Here is an 18254-nt window from a genome sequence, read left to right on the forward strand (position 1 = left end):
GTTATGTTATGAAATCTGAAAAGAAACAGCTCCTATCCGTTCAAGAAATGATCCACCAAAAAAAAACTAATAAAGGCCTGTTTCAGACGACGGAAAAAGCAGTACCAATCTTTTTGTTGTTATGTGCAAGTGTTTCAGTTTTAACTACATTAGGTATTATATTTACGCTTTTAAGTGAATCATTTACATTTTTTTCGGATGTCTCTCTATTTGAATTTTTCTTTGGAACACAGTGGTCACCATGGTCTGATAAATTTGGTGTTTTACCATTGATTTCCGGTACGTTATTAGTAACAGTGATCGCAGCTTGTGTTGCACTTCCTTTAGGGATTGCTTCTGCTATCTTTTTAAGTGAGTATGCAGGGGATACAACTAGAAGAGTAATTAAACCAGTATTAGAAATCCTAGCAGGGGTTCCAACGGTTGTTTATGGTTATTTCGCTTTAACGTTTGTCACGCCAGTACTGATGAATGTTATACCAGAATTAAAGATTTTTAATGCGTTAAGTGCTGGAATTGTAGTTGGGATTATGATCACACCGATGATTGCATCGTTATCTGAAGATGCAATGAACGCAGTTCCAAATCGACTACGAGAAGGGGCCTATGCACTCGGAGCTACCAAACTAGAAGTTACATTTAAAGTTATTATTCCAGCTGCATTTTCCGGGATTATTGCTTCTATCGTATTGGCTATATCACGTGCTATTGGAGAGACAATGATTGTAACAATCGCTGCTGGTGCTTCACCAAACTTAACGATGGATCCTACACAATCGATACAAACCTTAACAGCTTTCATCGTTCAAGGAGCGAAAGGTGATACTACATTTGGATCAACGATTTATTATAGTATCTATGCAGTAGGGATTACGTTATTTGTGTTTACATTTATTATGAATTTATTATCTCAATATATTTCCCGTAAATTTAGGGAGGATTACTAATGGAAAATAGTCCACGCATTAAAAGAAGAGTTATGCTAAACCGCTTATTCAAGTATGTAATTATTGTTGCGACGTCGATCGCATTAATATTTTTAGCATTATTAATGATTCGAATTGTAAACCAAGGTCTTGGGTATTTAAATATGGATTTCTTAAAAAATTTCTCGGCACCATATCCTGATAGTGCGGGGTTATTTGCAGGAATTATAGGATCACTATTTATGATGTTAATTATTGCACCGGTAGCAATCCTACTAGGTGTTGCGACTTCCCTATATTTAGAAGAATACGCTAGCCAAAATAAGTTTACTAGATTTATTCAAGTGAATATACAAAACTTAGCTGGTGTACCTTCCATTGTGTATGGATTATTAGGTCTAACATTTTTTGTTTATCTATTAAATTTTGGTTATACGTTACTAGCTGGTGCCTTAACGATGAGTTTATTAATTTTACCAGTCATTGTGGTTGCTTCTCAAGAAGCGATCAGATCGGTTCCAAATGATATACGTGAAGCATCAATCGCGATGGGGGCAACGAAATGGCAAACAATATGGCGAATTGTTTTACCAGCGGCTATTCCAGGGATACTAACTGGATCTATCTTAGCCTTATCTCGAGCGATAGGAGAAACAGCGCCATTAATTATTGTAGGTGCTGCCACTGCAATTTACTCCATACCTGATTCGTTATTATCAAAATATACTGTTATGCCAATTCAAATATATAGTTGGACAATGAGGCCACAGGAAGAATGGCAATATGTTGCAGGAGCAGGAATTATTGTATTATTAATTATCTTATTATTGATGAACTCGATCGCGGTTTGGATCCGTAACAAATTCCAAAATAAATATTAGAAAGTAGGGAATTATTGTGGCAAACAACACTGTTTTTTCAATTGAAGATTTTAACCTATGGTATGGTTCTAATCAGGCACTATATAAAATCGATTTACAAGTACCGAGGAATCAAATTACGGCAGTTATAGGACCTTCTGGCTGTGGAAAGTCAACGTTGCTTAAGACATTAAATCGTATGAACGATTTAGTTTCTGGTGTTAACATTGCTGGTACCATTAAATACAACGATCAAGATATTTTTAATAAAAAAAATATGGTAGAAGAGTTACGCACCCAGGTTGGAATGGTCTTTCAAAAGCCGAATCCATTTCCGAAATCGATCTATGATAATGTGGCTTACGGTCCACGTATTCATGGGATTAAGAAGAAAAAAGTACTCGATGAGATTGTTGAAAAAAGCTTGAAAGATGCTGCTATATGGGACGAAGTAAAAGATCGTTTAAATCAGAATGCATTTGGCTTATCTGGTGGACAACAACAACGACTTTGTATTGCACGCTGTTTAGCTATTGAACCAGATGTGATCTTAATGGATGAACCAACATCTGCGCTGGATCCAATCTCTACGTTAAAAGTAGAAGAACTAATAAAAGAATTAAAAAATAAGTATACAATAGTTATCGTGACGCATAACATGCAACAAGCGGCTCGTATTTCTAATAAAACGGCCTTTATGTTAAATGGCGAATTAGTAGAATTTTCTGATACTGATACATTATTTTCTACACCGAGAGATAAGCGCACGGAAGATTATATTACTGGACGTTTTGGTTAAACGATCAATGAGGGGAGCGCGATGTAATGGTAGGTAGAGAACAGTTTCATGCCGAACTTGAAAAAATGAAAACAATGGTTATTGACTTAGCCGAAGGTGCCAAAGAACAATTATCACGTTCCGTAGAGGCATTGTATAATGGTGATTTGGAGGCAACCAATAACATACTTGAAGATGACAAAGTTCTTGATCAAAAAGAAATGGATATTAATGAGGCAGTGATTTTGCTAATTGCAAGAGAACAGCCAGTGGCATCAGATTTAAGAAGGCTTATTATAGCGTTGAAAATCTCAACAGACTTAGAACGAATGGCAGATCATGCCAAAAATATTGCAAAATCGATTCAACATTTAGGTGAGAATCATGGAATTAACATACATGAGAAATTAAGCGATATGAAAGAGATTGCTATTAGAATGATTGACCTCTCGATTAAGTCTTATAAGCATGAAGACATGACAATTGCTAGAAAGCTAGCAGAACTCGATGATCAGCTTGATAAGCTATACGGGGAAGTAACGAAAGAATTGTTGGAAGAAACTGCTACCAATCCACAAAGTATACAACATATTATGCAAATGGCTTATTGTGCTCGCTACATCGAACGCTTTGGGGACCACGCAACCAATATTGGCGAAAATGTTCTATATTTAATCAAAGGTAAGTCGATCGATTTAAATGCATGATCTAAAAACAACCCTCTAGTATGCTGTGGACTAGAGGGTTTTGTTATTCACTATCATCATCATCATGGCCACTATAATTCCCTTTACCATTAGCAAAAATGTCATTTACTTTATCCGTGAAACTTTCTTTTGGAGGGAGTTGATCGGGGTTGAGTTCCCCTTCATGTACTTTCGATTTATCATTTAAAAATTTACTAAATGCTACACTTTCTATTACCTTTTTTTTACTGCTTTTCAAAACAAAAAATCCTGTTGCTAAAAACAGTAATAAGCCGGTTAATCCTAACATGTTTCACAACCTTTCATAGAAATTCAGATTCTATAACTAATAAAGGGTATGGGGGATTGTCCGCTATTATGCCTAATTATTTATGGTTAATAGAATATTTTAAATATGGTTGAGCTGTTGATCAAGAATTCCAAGCAAATACCACGAACAATCTCGTGAAGGGCATGTTATAGCCGTTTTATCTAGCATGTAACGGGCAGTATGATCACCGCTTCAATCTATGAGGTGAATCCAAAGAAAATAAGTGGGGGAAAGAAAAAACTACTGGTTGAATTTCTACTTTATTTGGTTTTTGGTATATACCAATTGTTGGTTATGGGAACAACAACCAATCATGTATATCGATACCTTTATTATTTATTTGATCATTTTGTAGTTTTACTTGGAGTATAATCAAACGGCGACGAAGCATTAGTCATCATAGCTGAGGTAAAGTCTAAAAGAGTAGAAGATAAGTGAGGTCACGAATAGGAAGGCCTGGTTGTGTTCTTGGCCGCTCAGACCTTTCCTACATGATCTTTGTTAATTGATTCATTACATGGTCAAGTTGTTGGGAGATTTTCACAACTTCTTCACTGTCAGACTGGTTTTGATAGGCATCATACATATTTTGTCTCAATACCTCTATTTTATGGAGAATTTCTATTTCTTTCACATCATACATCGAATCAACCTTTTCATAGTAATTTCTTCCTATTCTACCTTAGAAAAATCATTTATACAGTGAACTTTATCACACAAAAGTAGGATGCAACACAAGTATTTATTATTGAATTTGATAGAGAAAACCTAGTAAATATATGAAGATAGCTAAGAGTGCATAGGTAAGAATTGTTTTTGTTGATTTTTTTCGTGATAACAAGTTTACAATAGTAAGGTAAACGAAAAAACTACCTAAAAAGTAAATGGGCGAAATCGTTTTGGTTACTGCTGCCATGAAAAGTAGTATTAAAGCTACTAAGGTATGTAGACCAGAAAGATTTCTAGAATTGTTATTATGCGTGTTTTTTTCCAATTCATTCACCTTCAACCATTAAATTTTTTCCGGTGCAACCGTCAGTAAAATTCCACTTCAAATACATGATTGAAACGGAAATGTATAAGTGGAAGTATACTTTTGCTTCACCCCGATTAGTTCAAGGGCCTGCTGGTTTCTCTTTATTGAACTAACACTTATGGAGGGAGAGCTATAATCACCACTGATGCTTGGTTTATATAAATTAAACTTTGTATACTGTCTCACAATCTTGTTGTATTCATTTTATCATAAAATAGCATACCTAGTACAACTATATTTTAAAAAAGAAAGGAAGCCAAAATGGCTCCCTATATTTAAACAGAAGGTGAGTGTAAAGATTAATTGTAGAAAGATGCTCCCACAATGATTAGTAAGATGAATAGAACAACGATCAGCGCAAAGCCACCGCCGTAGCCACCACCGTAGCCACCACCTCCGTAGAAGCTCATAACAGCACCTCCTTTTCTTATAGTCACTAACAACTTATGTGTCGTACTCATACTTAGGAAGGGCAGTTGACTACAAGTTGGAGAAATATGTATCCTGCCTAAGTGGATGTATCCAGGTGCAACCGTCCGTAAGACTACTACTTCAAAACATGATATGAAATGGTAATGTTTAAGTAGGGGGAAACTTTCGCTTTCACCCCGATTGGTTCAAGGGCCTCCCTTGTGGTACTAACATTCAGAGGGATAGAGCAAAAACCCCCACTGCATGAAGTGTCACTTTATTAAAAAAATATGTTAGATCTTCTAACAACTATTGCGACCTATCTTGTAGGCTATGTTATTCTATAAACATCAGTTGGGCATGAAAATTGCGTGTAAGCAATTGGATTGCTTAGAGTCTTTCTTCTGGTGTCTGTTAAGGTTTGGGTGCAATAAAAGAGTCAAGATACCCCCCGTGTTTTGATTCTTTTGTTGCATTTTTTTTCGGATTTAACAAGGGTTTTGTGATGTTCACGGATTCTAATTGTACAAAGGATGTTTTGTACAATTAACATAGACAACGACGTAACAGTGGGGGAAAGCAGATGGGTCGACTTTGTAGCTTAAAATGAAGTAATTTTGCCGAATAACGGAATAAGGAACCGCATCTAAAGACAAAGCGGATTGAGGTTCCGCTATTTCACGAAAAAGAGCCTAAATACAGGTGTATCCGGTCCGTGATTCCACTATTTGATTCAAAACAGGAGGAAATTGTTAGAAAAGGGCAAATAGCGGAATGAGAGTCCGTTTCGCAGCTCGAAAAGGGGTGATTTAGTTAAATAACGGAATGAGGAACCTCATCGATTCACAGCAAAGTTCCGCTGGAGTTTATTCCGAATTTAAACATAAAACAAACTTTACAAAAAAAGTGCCTTTATACTATTCGTTCGATTTTCCAAATATATCGTGTCAATAATGTACCGATTTTATATGTCTACCAATAGCATTTTCTCTATAAGGATTTTTAGTTCAATAAAGACGATTCCGCAAAAAAATGCTTGGGGTTAGTCCAAGCATTTTTCCGATTATTTGAGTGGATTTCCGAAATTATTCTACTAATCCAAGTGTCTTCAGGCCATTAAATATACCGTCATCATCAACACTGGTTGTTGTGCGTTTAGCGTATGAAAATAATTCTGGATTGGCATTTCCCATTGCGAAACTTTCTCCGACATACTGTAACATTTGCTTATCATTCATGCCGTCGCCAAAAGCGATTGCGCGATCCGGTGAAAGCTGAAGCATGTCTAAGATATGTTTAATCGCGCGTCCTTTATTGACATTCTCTCTTATTACGTCATAACTGTCTTTTAAATTAGGAACATTAACTTGAGAGAAATAAATGTCTTCTTCTGGTTTGTGATAAAGTTTATAGGCTCCTTCGCCAATGTTAATTAGAGTAATACCTAGGATGTCAGCACGAACATCAGAATTAAATAAGGTATTCTTTTGCAGATTGAAAATGTCGGAAAATACTTTGACACTCTTATTTTCTAGAGAAGTAAATGTGTTTGCATTAGATGTATAGAGCACCATATCATGGTTATGTTTTTTGGCTACATCCAGATAAAAATCAACCGTATCAGGATTCATCGGCTCGTTTATAATTTCTTCGTCTTTATAAACTGCATATGCACCATTATATCCGATAAATGAGTGCACATCTAATTCTTTTGATATATTGGCTAATTCATGAAGTGGACGTCCGGTTGCTAGGAAAACTTCGATCCCTTTTTCTTTTACTTGCTGAATCGCATCTTTTGTTGATGGGTCAATCGTATGATCTGATTTTAGAATAGTCCCGTCAATGTCTAGAAATAGTATGTTATAGTTTGACATAAGATTCTCCTCTTAAATGGCTTGATAATGAAAAGTTTACCATAAAGTGCAATTTTATAAAATGTATGGACATGGATAAGCGAATTCATTATAATATACTTCATTGTCGATCATACTAAGACAGTTACCTTTAATAATGAAAGGAAAAAAACGCAGTGAAACAAAAGAAAGAATTCGTTGTAATTGGATTAGGCCGCTTTGGAGGCAACTTATGTAAAGAACTCACCCATATTGGTATTGAGGTTTTAGCAATTGATAAAGACCAAGAACGTCTGCAAGAATTTAGTTCGATTGTGACAAATACAATGGAATTAGATGCAGTTGATGAGGAATCACTAAAGTCAATTGGAATTCGAAATTTCGATTGTGTTGTCGTAAGTATTGGGGAAGATATACAAGCAAGTATCCTGATCACTTTAATTTTAAAAGAAATGGGTATAAAACAAGTTTGGGTGAAGGCACGAAATGAACATCACCAAAAAGTGCTAGAAAGAATTGGAGCAGATCGCGTCATTCATCCAGAGCGGGATATGGCACGAAGGATTGCACATCACATTGGTTCAGACAAAGTAACAGATTACATAGAAATATCAAAAGATTATAGTATTGTCGAGATTATTGCTAGTGAAAAATTGGCCGGAAAAACATTAAATGATTTGGATGTACAAGATAAATTCGGTTGTACAATCGTGGCGATTAAGAAAAATGAACAAGATATTTCAATTATTCCATCGATGGATACAACGATTGGTTTACATGATATTTTAGTCACGATTGGAAAAAATAAAAACTTAGAACGGTTCGAGGATAAACGAGTATAATGGTTTCGATGTATAGTCCGGTCTGAATTAATGAGAAGCTCCTTTTTTACACTCTTTTCACAAAGGTTGGACAAGACGCTTAGATAAACAATCTGAGCGTCTTGTTCTATTAATACCATTCTATATGTTTTATTCGCCTCCGTTAACTGGATACAGTAGTGGCGGTAATACTTTGTTCAAGAAATATTCGAGTGAATTTCCTGCATGCTTCCAAATCTTCTTTGCTTGGTTCCATATCAACCTTCAAACTTTCCTGCGACATTATAGCTCCTGCTTTTTGTAGTGCTTCTTCAAAGGGTTCTAAAGCACCACAAAAGTACTCATAAAATGTATCGCCAGAACCAAATAATGCGACTACTTTGCTAGTCAAATCATAATCCTCGATTTCATCCAGCAATTCCAACATTTCATCAGGTACGTCACCATCCCCCCATGTGTACATTCCGATCATAATTCCATCATATTGGTTAAGATCTTCTGGATAGGCATCAAACATATCTATTACTGTCGTTTCGACTAGATTATTGAGTCCCATTTCATCTGCGATGGTTTGAGCCATTTCTTCGGTATTGCCTGTCATACTTGTATATATTAAAAGAATAAGGTGCATTATGATCATCCTCTCAAATAAAATGCAACTTCCATTAGTGGGAGGGTCCTTTATGCGGATAAATTGTTGTTTTCCTGTGTAAGGTTTCTTTTTATAATAAAGGGTTTATCGACAAAAAAACTTGATTTACATCAAGTTTTAGGAAAAATGTCCGACTTTTCGCTGATATTTTCCTGTTCCAAACATATACTAGGTGTGCTTGTTTTGGAGGAGGAGTGAGAGATGATATCAGTGTTAACTATTCCATTCAACCCTTGCGACATGTACTTACAATCAAACCAATTGACTTCCTATCTATGCAAGCAATATCGAATATTTTTAGATGAAATAGGAGAGAAGGAATGGTGACTTTAGTGCAATGAGAAAGGATCCGTTAACGAAACATGAAGCAATACTATGGAATATAGCTTTACCTGGATTTAGTCAATTGTTAAATGGAAATGTTGTCAAAGGGTTTTTGTTTGTCTTTTTAGAAATTTTTATTAATGTCCAAAGTAATTTCAATTTGGCGATCCTTTATTCTTTTAACGGTAAGATGGACCAAGCGATTGATGTTACCGTGTATCAATGGTTAATGTTTTATCCATGCCTCTATATGTTTGCACTATGGGATGGGTTTTGTTCGGCAGAAGGGGAGGTTGCACCATTTTCCTATTTGCCGTTTGTCTTTGGTGCGTTTTTTGTAACGATCGGACTCATGTATGGCACCCAATATACTTATTTGGGTAGGTTGATTGGGCCTGTGTTTTTACCGATGATTTTTCTTATTCCAGGATTACTTATTGGTGGATTGCTAAGAAAAATTTGTGTGAAAGTTACTGGAAGAAGAAGGTTTGTAAAGCAATAGGTTTATGTTTTTTACGCATGCAAAAAGACCTTCTAATGTAGAAGGTCTATAAAATGTGCATGAATTAGAAAATTTCCTTTACATTCCAAATCCCTGTTGCATATTCTTGGATGGTCCGATCACTGGAAAATTTTCCAGCGTGGGCGATGTTGATGAGACTCTTTGATAACCATTTATTGTTATAACGATAGGCTTGGTCGACAAGTTGTTGTGTTTCTACATAGCAATCAAAATCTTTCAAAATAAAATATGGATCATTGCTACCAAGCAAGTGATAATAGATATCCTTGAATTCTATATCATGATGACCAACTAATCCATCGCGTAATTGATTGAGAATTTGAGCGATGCGTTCATCATTTTGATAAATGTCATTGGCGCTATACGCACCACTGTCATACAACTCATATACTTGCTCGGAACGTAACCCAAAAATAAAGATATTTTGATCCCCAACTAAGTTCTTTATCTCAATATTGGCACCATCTAAGGTTCCGATCGTTAGTGCGCCATTCATCATCATCTTCATGTTTCCAGTTCCTGAGGCTTCTTTACTTGCTGTTGAAATTTGTTCACTTAAATCGGCAGCGGGTATAATTTTTTCTGCTAAGCTAACATTATAATTTTCCAAGAAAACGACTTTAATCTTGCCCTTAATACTTGGATCATGGTTGACTATTGAGGCAACCGTATTAATTAATTTAATTACTTCCTTGGCGAAATAATAGCTCGGTGCGGCTTTAGCACCAAAAATAAAAGTTCGTGGCACGATTTCTAGGTGAGGATTGTCTTTTAATTCATTGTATAAATAGATGACGTGAAAGATATTCAACAATTGTCGTTTATACTCATGAAGTCGTTTGATTTGCACATCAAAAATCGACTGGTCATCAACAAGAATTCCAGTGGCTTTATGTATATAGTTAGCCAATTTTTGTTTGTTTTCCTGTTTGATTTGTCCGAGTTTTTCTAATAACGGACGGTCTTCGACATAACGGAGTAAGTGGGTTAGTTCTCTAGGATGTTTGATCCACTTTGGACCGATTGTATCGGTAATCAAATCGGCAAGTTTCGGATTTGCCATGAGCAACCAACGGCGATGGGTAATCCCGTTCGTTTTATTGTTAAAACGGTCAGGGAATAGATGATAGAAATCTTTCATCTCTTGATTTTTCAAAATATCCGTGTGTAGTTTCGCGACACCATTCACACTGAAACTTCCAACGATAGCAAGATTTGCCATATGAATTTGGTCGTCGGCAATCACAGCAAGCTTTGGAATTTTGTCGCGTAACTCAGGGTGATCAAACCAAATTCCCTGACAAAACCGTTCATTGATTTCGTCAATAATCATATATAACCGAGGCACGATCGATTGAATCATGTCAATTGGCCATTTTTCCAAAGCCTCGCTTAAAATGGTGTGGTTTGTGTAAGCAAAGACATTTGTGGTTATGTCCCATGCTTTTTCCCATCCAAAACCTTCTTCGTCCATTAAGATACGCATGAATTCCGGTATGGCAAGGCTTGGGTGGGTGTCATTGATTTGAATGACCACTTTTTTCGGTAAATGGATGAGTGATTTACGCTCTGTTGTTTTGTAATGTTTTAGTATCTGTTTAAGACTAGCTGCCACAAGGAAATATTGTTGTTTGATTCGCAGTTTTTTTCCTTCTTCAGTGGAATCATCAGGGTATAGAAATCCTGATAGTTGTTCAATCGAATGATTGTTTTCTAATTCTCGATAATAGTCGTCATTTTTTGTTTGCGTTACAGTGTTTACTGGTTCGGCGCTCCATAAGCGAAGTGTGTTAACTACTTTATTTTTGTAGCCAACAACCGGGACATCGTAAGGTACAGCTAGAACGTTGTCGGTATTTTCATAGGTGAATTCAAGCGATCCGTCACGTCGTTTGAACATGTTGACGTTACCACCAAATTGGATTTCGACTGCTTCCTCAGATTTTTTCGTTTCCCAGGGGTAGGGATTTTTTAACCAATAATCAGGTAACTCTGTTTGGTATCCGTTAATGAAACGCTGTTCAAACATGCCATACCGATAACGAATTCCAAGGCCATGGCCAGGATAAGCAAGAGATGCCATTGAATCAAGAAAACATGCTGCCAATCGACCTAAACCACCATTTCCTAAGCCGGGGTCATGTTCATGGCTATAAATATCTGATGGGGAAAACCCTAATCTCGTTAGAGCTTGATTGCATTGGTCTCGCATCCCACAATTGAGTAAATTACTTTCCAATAAACCTCCGATTAAAAATTCCATTGATAAATAATAAACTTGTTTCGGTTTATGTTGATGATACATTTTTTCAGTTTGTTGCCAACTTTTATTTATTGTCCTGCTAACGATCTGGCTAATCACATAATAAACTTCTTCTGGTGTGGCATCCTCAATTGATTTATTATATTCCTTCTCTGTGTGTTGAATGATGGCATCCACCAATTGCTCTACTGTCCATTTTGTCAAGTGCTATACAACTCCTTTGAAAGGTAACGGTTGGTAATCCTTTATGAAAAGTTCTTTTCGTAAGCATTGTTGTTGGGGCGTGTTTGCTATTAACTACGCAGTAACTTTGCTTTCTTAAACTCTAATTGAATGAGTGTTATACTATCGGTTCGGCAGAATGCTCCGCTTTCCGTGGGCACGCCCTCGGGCCCACACGATGTTGGTCACGCTGGCGTTGCTACAGGACGTGGCGGTCTTAGCCTACGTTCTTAATCCATAAGTGGGTCTTCGGACTCGTGCTGTTCCCACAGGACAAGGAAGACTTCGGTAGCGATACATCGCACTAAGAAAATCGGTTTGTATTTTCGAAGATTCTCCGCATTCTGCCTGCGCTGGAGTAAGTTTTCTGGTTAATGAAAAGTGTAAATACGTAATAATATCAATTTTAAAAAAGCTACCTGACTTCAATGCGCACTAAATAGCGGAGGAAATACACGGAGACTCCTAGGGCCCGACGAGGGTCATGCAGGCGTTGTCCGACAAGGACGGTTTAAGCCTGTGTTCCTTAATTTATCCTAGGTGAGATCCCGCAGTGAGATACGAACGAGGAGCCTCACCAGCCCCCACAGGAAAGCGTAGTGTATTTCCGCAGCGTTATTTTAGTACTTATCCTGTAAAGGACAAGTGAAGTTATGTCGCATTATATAGCTTCTATACAATAACACCCTTTTTTAATAAAAAGCCTTATGAAACGATGGGTCGAATGATTGGTAGAGTTTGGCATAGTCATGAGCTGAGTCGTCCCAACTGTAATGGCTTTTGTTTACATTCTTTAGGATGGAAGACCACCTATCGGCTTGATGGTAGATGGTAACTGAATATCTAAGTACATGTAATAACTCATGGGCATTATAGTTTGTAAAACTAAACCCATTTCCACAGCCATCGTGTTCATTAAAAGGTGTCACGGTATCTTTTAACCCGCCGGTTTCTCTAACGATCGGTATTGTTTTATATTGAAGAGCAATCAATTGTGACAAACCACAAGGTTCAAATAATGAGGGCATTACAAAGAAATCTGCTGCTGCATACAGTTTCCGTGCCAATCCCTCATCAAATCCAATATAAGCCACCAATTTGTCTGGATGGCGTTGTTGGGCATCAGAAAAGAAGTTCTCGAATTCTTCCTCTCCAGTTCCTAATACAATAAATTGCACATCATCTTGTAAAAACTCATCGATAATCGCCTGCAGTAAATGGAGTCCTTTTTGCTCTACTAAACGAGTTATAATAACGTACAGTGGAACATCCCCATCAACCGGTAAACCAAGTGTTTCCTGCATGTGTTGCTTATTTTCTTTTTTCTTTATTCGCGAGTATTTGTAGTTTGAAAAGAGATTAGGATCTGTCATTGGATTATATTCATCTAAGTCGACACCATTAATAATACCGCTCAAGTCTTCTTGGCGATCGATTAGGATCGGATGTAATCCCTCGCCATAATAAGGTGTTTTAATTTCTTCTGCATAAGTAGGACTTACAGTTGTGATTTTATCGGCGTGAAATATACCTGCTTTCATACAGTTGAGCAGGCCATTCCACTCTAGACCACCAATATGTTCTGCTGGTAAGTTAAACAGTTCGTGAAAGGCATCTTTAAAAAGGATGCCTTGATACTTTATATTGTGAATAGTAAAAACTGTTTTTAACTCTTTAATCGGTTCGATGATATTGGCAAAAGCAATTGCTAATCCTGCTTGCCAATCATGGGCATGTAAAACATCTGGTTTAAAATCTAACACATCTAGAGCATGAATCACGGCCTGACAGAAAAAAATAAACCGCTCTCCATCGTCATAGTAGCCGTAAACGCCATGGCGGGCAAAATAATAATCATTTCCAACAAAATAATAATGGACCCCATTATGTGTTAATTGATAGATACTCGCCTCTTGATTCCGCCATCCGACCGGTACATAAATCGATGTGATCCATTCCAGTTGTTCTTTCCAGTTATCAATAATATCGCGATAAAGAGGGAGGATGACCCGTACTTCGGTTTTCTCTTTGTCGTTCATAACTTTCGGCAGGGCACCAACAACATCCGCAAGACCACCTGTTTTAACAAAAGGGGTACATTCTGATGCAACAAATAATACTTTATTTTCCATATATTTCGCTCCTTATAGAAATGTTCAACAAGTTTCGGTAAAAAATTTTGACTTAGTGTAACTTTCTGTAATCCTTCAATCTAAAAACATAGGATCCAAGCTTCATAGTTTTCGATCCTCTTTCTGACCAAATACTGTTATTATACTTTCTCTCGTTTGGCTATAATAAATGGATGTTCTTTTGCTCCTTTTAACACTTGATCCTTCGTAATCGTTACGTCTTTATCAATAATGACATTCTCTAGATAGGCTCCAGGTTCAATCACGCAACGCTGCATAATGATGGAATCTTTGATGACAGCTCCCTCACTGACATGAACCCCACGGAATAGAACGCTATTTTCGACTTGGCCATCAATCACACAGCCTGTCGCAACAATTGACCTATTTACTATGGAAGATTCGCTATATTTTGTCGGTGCTTGGTTGCCAACTTTTGTTAAAACTGGGTTATTTTTTTCGAAAAGTTGTTTATAAGATTGTCGATCTAGTAAAGCCATGTTTTGACGGTAATAACTTTCGACAGAGTTAATGATCGAACTGTCTCCTTGATAGTTGTAAGCTTGAATGTTTAAGCGATCACTATTGGCGATCACACCATCTAAGAAAAAGTGATTTTTGTAGTTGGCGATACATTCTTCAACTAACTCCAATAGTAATGACTTACGTATGAGATAAACTCCTGAAAAAATATGTTTACAAGTAGAATCTTGCTTCACAGAGTAGACCGTACCGTCTTCATCTACACAAGCTTTCATGCATTGTTTGTGCTCGGGTAACAATTCATCATAGGTGGTGGTTAATAACGTTACATCCGCATTCGTATCTAGATGGTGTTGGAAAAAGTCATGATAAACCGTATTGGTGATGAATTGACTACCACTTACCAAGACATACTCTGCGCTGCTTCTTTCAAAATAATCTTGATTGTTATGAAAATGTTTGAGATCTCCTTGAGAGATATCATGTGGGTCGTTCCAGTCTGGTGGAAGAATGAATAGCCCACCTTGACGTCGATCTAAATCCCAATCGGCCCCAGACCCAAGGTGATCTAGTAAAGACCGATACTTACTTCTTGTGAAAATGGCAACTTCATTAATGTTGGATTTTGCCATATTGGAAAGCGTGAAGTCGATTAATCGGTAACGACCTCCAAATGGAATAGCGGCTCCGCATCTTGAACCTGTTAATTGATTAGAAAAGTCGTGTTCATGCTCTAAATTAATTAAACCCATTACTGTATGCATACCAATAATCTCGCCTTTCTATAAAAAATTTTAGAGACAGGGGACAGTTTTTTGTCCCCCTGTGCTTATTGAATGGTGTGAGAGATCGCAGCGTCAGCGTCCTTTTGTCCCACTGTATGTGATAGAACGATCGGTTCTTCATCTTGTTGGGCTATGATTTTCGTATGATCTGGGATGGTAACATTTTCTTGAACGATCACACGTTCTAACTCAACGTTTTTTCCTATACGGGCACCTGGATGTATAATCGATTGATTGATGATCGAGTCCTTCTCCACTTCCACATTCTCAAATAAAATCGAATGGTCAAGTTTTCCTGCGATAATACACCCATTATTAACAAGTGAGCGGTTGATGGTTGCTGTTTCCTCAATTAGCTGTGGCGCTAGATTGGAATCATGCGAGTAGGTTCTCCAGCTATCGCTATCTAACGAAAAGGGCTGTTCCTCTTTTAGTAAATCCATATGGGCTTCCCAATAACTTTCAATCGTACCAACATCTTTCCAGTACCCTTCAAATCGATAGGCAAAAAGGCGACAGTTGTCAGCCAACATCGTCGGGATAATATCTTTGCCAAAATCATGGCTTGAAGTCGACGATTTTGCATCTTCTTCTAAATAGTTTCGTAGCGTCTTCCAATTAAACACATAAATGCCCATTGATGCTAAATTACTCTTTGCGTTTACTGGTTTTTCTTCAAAATCATAGATTCTTAGATTATCAGTAGTATTTAATATCCCAAATCGAGATGTTTCTTCCCATGGAACTTCAAGAACAGAGATTGTTGCTTCTGCTTCCTTCTGTTTATGATGTTGCAACAGCTTATCATAATCCATGTGATAAATATGGTCACCGGAAATAACAATCAAGTGTTCAGGATCATATTGTTCGATATAGTTTATGTTCTTCGTAATGGAATCAGCTGTACCGAGGTACCAATTCCCGCCGTTTGTTACTGTGTATGGAGACAAAATCGTCAATCCATCCTCTTTTTGATCTAAGTCCCAAGGTTTACCAACTCCAATATGTTTATGGAGGATGAGGGGGGAATACTGTGTTAAAACCCCGACTGTATGCATGCGGGAATGTAGGCAATTACTTAGGGCAAAATCAATAATTCGATAGCGCCCCCCAAATGGAACAGCAGGTTTTGCTAAATTTTTGGTTAATGCACCGAGCCGTGTCCCGGCACCACCAGCTAATAGCATTGTTACACATTCTTTTTTCATCATTTTTCCTCCTTCAAACTGGCATTAGGCAATTGTTTACTTGGTTCAGCTTCGCGCTTCGTAACTGACGCTTTTTTAAATATACTTATGGCAAGTGGCGGAACTTTTACTTTGATATGTTGCTTTTGTTCATGCCACTGTTCTGGAAAACTAAAATGTTTGGCAGTGTTTAGTTGCCCTGAACCACCATAGTGAGTGTGATCTGAGTTAAACACTTCTATGTAGGTTCCAGGGAATGTCACCCCGATTTTATAATCGTAGTAAACATTTGGTGTGAAATTGCAAACAATGAGCAAATCCTCGGTAGGATTTTTGGCTTTTCTTTTAAAGATGATAATGCTTTGATCAATGTTATCGGCATCAATCCATTCGAGTCCTTCAGGTTGATGATCCAATTCATATAAAGCAGCATGATTGCGGTAAAAATGATTTAATGCTTTTACATAGGTAAATATACTGTCGTGTAATGGGTAGTCAAATAAGAGCCAATCTAATTCATGTTGATCTCGCCACTCAATATATTGACCAAATTCACCTCCCATAAATAATAACTTTTTCCCTGGATGGACCATCATGAAGCCATATAACAATCTAAGATTGGCAAATTGTTGCCACATATCTCCAGGCATCTTATCAAGTAAAGACTTTTTCCCATGGACCACTTCATCATGGGATAGTGGGAGTACGAAATTTTCACTATAAGCGTACATAAAGGAAAAAGTTAGTAAGTTGTGGTGCCATTTTCGATAAACGGGATCATATTCCATATAAGTCAAGATATCGTTCATCCAACCCATATCCCATTTGAAATTAAAGCCAAGACCACCAAGGTAGGTTGGATGACTAATCCCTGCAAGGTCTGAGCTATCTTCTGCCATCATTAAAGCAGAAGGGAAGTATTGAAAAATAACCTCATTTAATTTTCGAATAAAAGCAATTGCTTCGAGGTTTTCATCACCACCATAACTGTTTGTTAACGGTTCTTCATCTTCGATTCGGTCAAAATTAAGGGATGTCATACTAGCCACGGCATCAATCCGTAGCCCGTCGATATGGTATTCTTTTAACCAATAGACAGCATTAGAGATGAGAAAACTTTGAACTTCAGGTCGCCCGAAATCAAAAGTTAACGTTCCCCATGAGCGTTTTTCACTTTTAGCTGGATCGCGATATTCATAGAGTGGCTCGCCATCGAACAACCGTAATCCATGTGCATCCTTACAAAAATGACCAGGAACCCAATCTAATATGACACCGATGTCATGTTGATGGCATAGATCGACAAAGTATTTGAAGTCGTCAGGTGTACCATAGCGACTAGTGGGTGCATAATATCCAGTGATTTGATAGCCCCATGACCGGTCAAGAGGGTGTTCCGCGATCGGTAATAACTCAATGTGTGTATAACCAAGGTCTTTAACGTAAGGAATGACCTTGTTCGCTAATTCCCGGTATGTATAGAAACTTCCATCTTCTTTTGTTTTCCATGAACCAACATGCATTTCATAAATCAGTATAGGTGAATGATGGGCTTGATTCTTTTGTTTTTGAATTTCCCATTCATGGTCTTGCCACCTATATTCTGAAAATGAAGGGATCACCGATGCAGTGCGGGGCCTAAGTTCTGCTTGAAATGCAAATGGATCAGCTTTTAAAAAGGGTTCGCCTTGTTTCGGAGTAATCCGAAATTTATACGGCGTATTTGCTGTAAGGTCCGTGAAAAAACCGATCCACAACCCAGCTTTATTCGGTCGTGTCAGTGAATAATGATTTCCGGTCCACTGGTTAAAGTCGCCGGCTAGCTCAACTGCTGTTGCATGTGGAGCCCAAACAACGAATTGAAAGCCAATTTCTCCGTTATACTCCTTCACATGGCAACCAAGAAATTGGTAACAGTGATAATGTGTTCCTTGGTGAAAGAGAAAATGATCCTCATTTGTGATTAGTTTCGACATGT

At 37.5% G+C, this 18254-nt stretch carries 17 protein-coding genes; 7 read left to right on the forward strand and 10 right to left on the reverse strand.

The annotated features are described in order from the left end of the window. The first annotated feature begins 8 nt into the window (after window positions 1–8). Genes pstC through phoU form a run of 4 tightly spaced genes read left to right on the forward strand, consistent with a single transcriptional unit; the run spans window position 9 to window position 3271 of the window. Window positions 9–947 carry a phosphate ABC transporter permease subunit PstC gene (pstC, locus tag FCI53_RS07575; protein WP_138417455.1) on the forward strand — a complete coding sequence of 313 codons (939 nt, stop codon included), beginning with the start codon at window positions 9–11 and terminating at the stop codon, window positions 945–947. Further along, window positions 947–1807, forward strand: a complete 861-nt coding sequence (gene pstA / locus FCI53_RS07580) for a phosphate ABC transporter permease PstA (RefSeq protein WP_138417458.1) — start codon at window positions 947–949, stop codon at window positions 1805–1807. Before pstC ends, pstA begins: the two co-directional genes overlap by 1 nt. Window positions 1808–1823: 16 nt before the next feature. Further along, window positions 1824–2585: a phosphate ABC transporter ATP-binding protein PstB gene (gene pstB, locus FCI53_RS07585; protein WP_281279515.1), complete on the forward strand. Its 762-nt coding sequence runs from the start codon at window positions 1824–1826 to the stop codon at window positions 2583–2585. A 26-nt stretch (window positions 2586–2611) separates the two neighbouring features. Continuing rightward, entirely contained in the window at window positions 2612–3271 is a 660-nt protein-coding gene (gene phoU / locus FCI53_RS07590; protein ID WP_138417462.1) for a phosphate signaling complex protein PhoU, read from the forward strand. Window positions 3272–3314: 43 nt separating this feature from the next. On the opposite strand, the gene FCI53_RS07595 is transcribed toward phoU, so the two are convergent. The 4 genes from FCI53_RS07595 to FCI53_RS07610 all read right to left on the reverse strand — a co-directional run bounded on the left by FCI53_RS07595 (window position 3315) and on the right by FCI53_RS07610 (window position 6905). After that, entirely contained in the window at window positions 3315–3560 is a 246-nt protein-coding gene (locus tag FCI53_RS07595; protein WP_138417464.1) for a hypothetical protein, read from the reverse strand. Between the two features lie 508 nt (window positions 3561–4068). Beyond that, entirely contained in the window at window positions 4069–4224 is a 156-nt protein-coding gene (locus tag FCI53_RS07600) for an aspartyl-phosphate phosphatase Spo0E family protein (RefSeq protein WP_138417466.1), read from the reverse strand. 692 nt (window positions 4225–4916) lie between these two features. Then, a complete protein-coding gene (locus FCI53_RS07605; RefSeq protein ID WP_138417468.1) occupies window positions 4917–5027 on the reverse strand; it encodes a YjcZ family sporulation protein in 111 nt (36 codons plus the stop codon). A 1086-nt stretch (window positions 5028–6113) separates the two neighbouring features. Then, window positions 6114–6905, reverse strand: coding sequence for an HAD family hydrolase (locus FCI53_RS07610; RefSeq protein WP_138417470.1), 792 nt, complete (start codon window positions 6903–6905; stop codon window positions 6114–6116). Window positions 6906–7060: 155 nt separating this feature from the next. On the opposite strand from FCI53_RS07610, the gene FCI53_RS07615 reads away from it, so the two are divergent. Then, a complete protein-coding gene (locus FCI53_RS07615; protein ID WP_138417472.1) occupies window positions 7061–7726 on the forward strand; it encodes a potassium channel family protein in 666 nt (221 codons plus the stop codon). Window positions 7727–7868: 142 nt separating this feature from the next. Here FCI53_RS07615 and FCI53_RS07620 read toward each other — a convergent pair whose 3' ends face one another. Continuing rightward, the gene (locus FCI53_RS07620) at window positions 7869–8336 is read right to left on the reverse strand and encodes a flavodoxin (RefSeq protein WP_171038103.1); all 468 of its coding nucleotides are present in this window, start codon (window positions 8334–8336) and stop codon (window positions 7869–7871) included. Window positions 8337–8558: 222 nt separating this feature from the next. Here FCI53_RS07620 and FCI53_RS22025 point away from each other — a divergent pair, with 222 nt between their 5' ends. Together FCI53_RS22025 and FCI53_RS07625 are read left to right on the forward strand one after the other, a co-directional pair. Then, window positions 8559–8684, forward strand: a complete 126-nt coding sequence (locus FCI53_RS22025; RefSeq protein WP_281279516.1) for a hypothetical protein — start codon at window positions 8559–8561, stop codon at window positions 8682–8684. Between the two features lie 10 nt (window positions 8685–8694). Next, window positions 8695–9183, forward strand: coding sequence for a hypothetical protein (locus FCI53_RS07625; protein WP_138417476.1), 489 nt, complete (start codon window positions 8695–8697; stop codon window positions 9181–9183). A gap of 64 nt (window positions 9184–9247) precedes the next feature. Here the strand turns inward: FCI53_RS07625 and FCI53_RS07630 are convergent, their stop codons facing one another. The 5 genes from FCI53_RS07630 to glgB form a co-directional block, all read right to left on the reverse strand. Next, window positions 9248–11671, reverse strand: coding sequence for a glycogen/starch/alpha-glucan phosphorylase (locus FCI53_RS07630; RefSeq protein ID WP_246050041.1), 2424 nt, complete (start codon window positions 11669–11671; stop codon window positions 9248–9250). Window positions 11672–12381: 710 nt separating this feature from the next. Beyond that, on the reverse strand, window positions 12382–13821 hold the full coding sequence (gene glgA / locus FCI53_RS07635) for a glycogen synthase GlgA (RefSeq protein ID WP_138417478.1): 1440 nt from the start codon (window positions 13819–13821) through the stop codon (window positions 12382–12384). 140 nt (window positions 13822–13961) lie between these two features. After that, complete coding sequence (gene glgD / locus FCI53_RS07640) at window positions 13962–15068, reverse strand: glucose-1-phosphate adenylyltransferase subunit GlgD (protein WP_138417480.1); 1107 nt, start codon at window positions 15066–15068, stop codon at window positions 13962–13964. 65 nt (window positions 15069–15133) lie between these two features. Then, the gene (locus FCI53_RS07645) at window positions 15134–16297 is read right to left on the reverse strand and encodes a glucose-1-phosphate adenylyltransferase (protein WP_138417482.1); all 1164 of its coding nucleotides are present in this window, start codon (window positions 16295–16297) and stop codon (window positions 15134–15136) included. Beyond that, window positions 16297–18252, reverse strand: coding sequence for a 1,4-alpha-glucan branching protein GlgB (glgB, locus tag FCI53_RS07650; protein WP_138417484.1), 1956 nt, complete (start codon window positions 18250–18252; stop codon window positions 16297–16299). Before glgB ends, FCI53_RS07645 begins: the two co-directional genes overlap by 1 nt. Window positions 18253–18254: the final 2 nt, after the last annotated feature.

The organism is Aquibacillus sediminis, assembly GCF_005870085.1.
In the GTDB taxonomy this organism is placed as follows: domain Bacteria; phylum Bacillota; class Bacilli; order Bacillales; family Amphibacillaceae; genus Aquibacillus_E; species Aquibacillus_E sediminis.

Excerpts from the sequence above, each read along its gene's own strand:
- FCI53_RS07595 (WP_138417464.1), bottom strand. The coding sequence starts at position 3,560 with ATGTTAGGATTAACCGGCTTATTACTGTTTTTAGCAACAGGATTTTTT.
- phoU (WP_138417462.1), top strand. The coding sequence starts at position 2,612 with ATGGTAGGTAGAGAACAGTTTCATGCCGAACTTGAAAAAATGAAAACA.
- glgD (WP_138417480.1), bottom strand. The coding sequence starts at position 15,068 with ATGCATACAGTAATGGGTTTAATTAATTTAGAGCATGAACACGACTTT.
- FCI53_RS22025 (WP_281279516.1), top strand. The coding sequence starts at position 8,559 with ATGATATCAGTGTTAACTATTCCATTCAACCCTTGCGACATGTACTTA.
- pstC (WP_138417455.1), top strand. The coding sequence starts at position 9 with ATGAAATCTGAAAAGAAACAGCTCCTATCCGTTCAAGAAATGATCCAC.
- glgA (WP_138417478.1), bottom strand. The coding sequence starts at position 13,821 with ATGGAAAATAAAGTATTATTTGTTGCATCAGAATGTACCCCTTTTGTT.
- FCI53_RS07645 (WP_138417482.1), bottom strand. The coding sequence starts at position 16,297 with ATGAAAAAAGAATGTGTAACAATGCTATTAGCTGGTGGTGCCGGGACA.
- pstA (WP_138417458.1), top strand. The coding sequence starts at position 947 with ATGGAAAATAGTCCACGCATTAAAAGAAGAGTTATGCTAAACCGCTTA.
- FCI53_RS07625 (WP_138417476.1), top strand. The coding sequence starts at position 8,695 with ATGAGAAAGGATCCGTTAACGAAACATGAAGCAATACTATGGAATATA.
- glgB (WP_138417484.1), bottom strand. The coding sequence starts at position 18,252 with ATGTCGAAACTAATCACAAATGAGGATCATTTTCTCTTTCACCAAGGA.
- FCI53_RS07605 (WP_138417468.1), bottom strand. The coding sequence starts at position 5,027 with ATGAGCTTCTACGGAGGTGGTGGCTACGGTGGTGGCTACGGCGGTGGC.
- FCI53_RS07610 (WP_138417470.1), bottom strand. The coding sequence starts at position 6,905 with ATGTCAAACTATAACATACTATTTCTAGACATTGACGGGACTATTCTA.
- FCI53_RS07600 (WP_138417466.1), bottom strand. The coding sequence starts at position 4,224 with ATGTATGATGTGAAAGAAATAGAAATTCTCCATAAAATAGAGGTATTG.
- FCI53_RS07620 (WP_171038103.1), bottom strand. The coding sequence starts at position 8,336 with ATGCACCTTATTCTTTTAATATATACAAGTATGACAGGCAATACCGAA.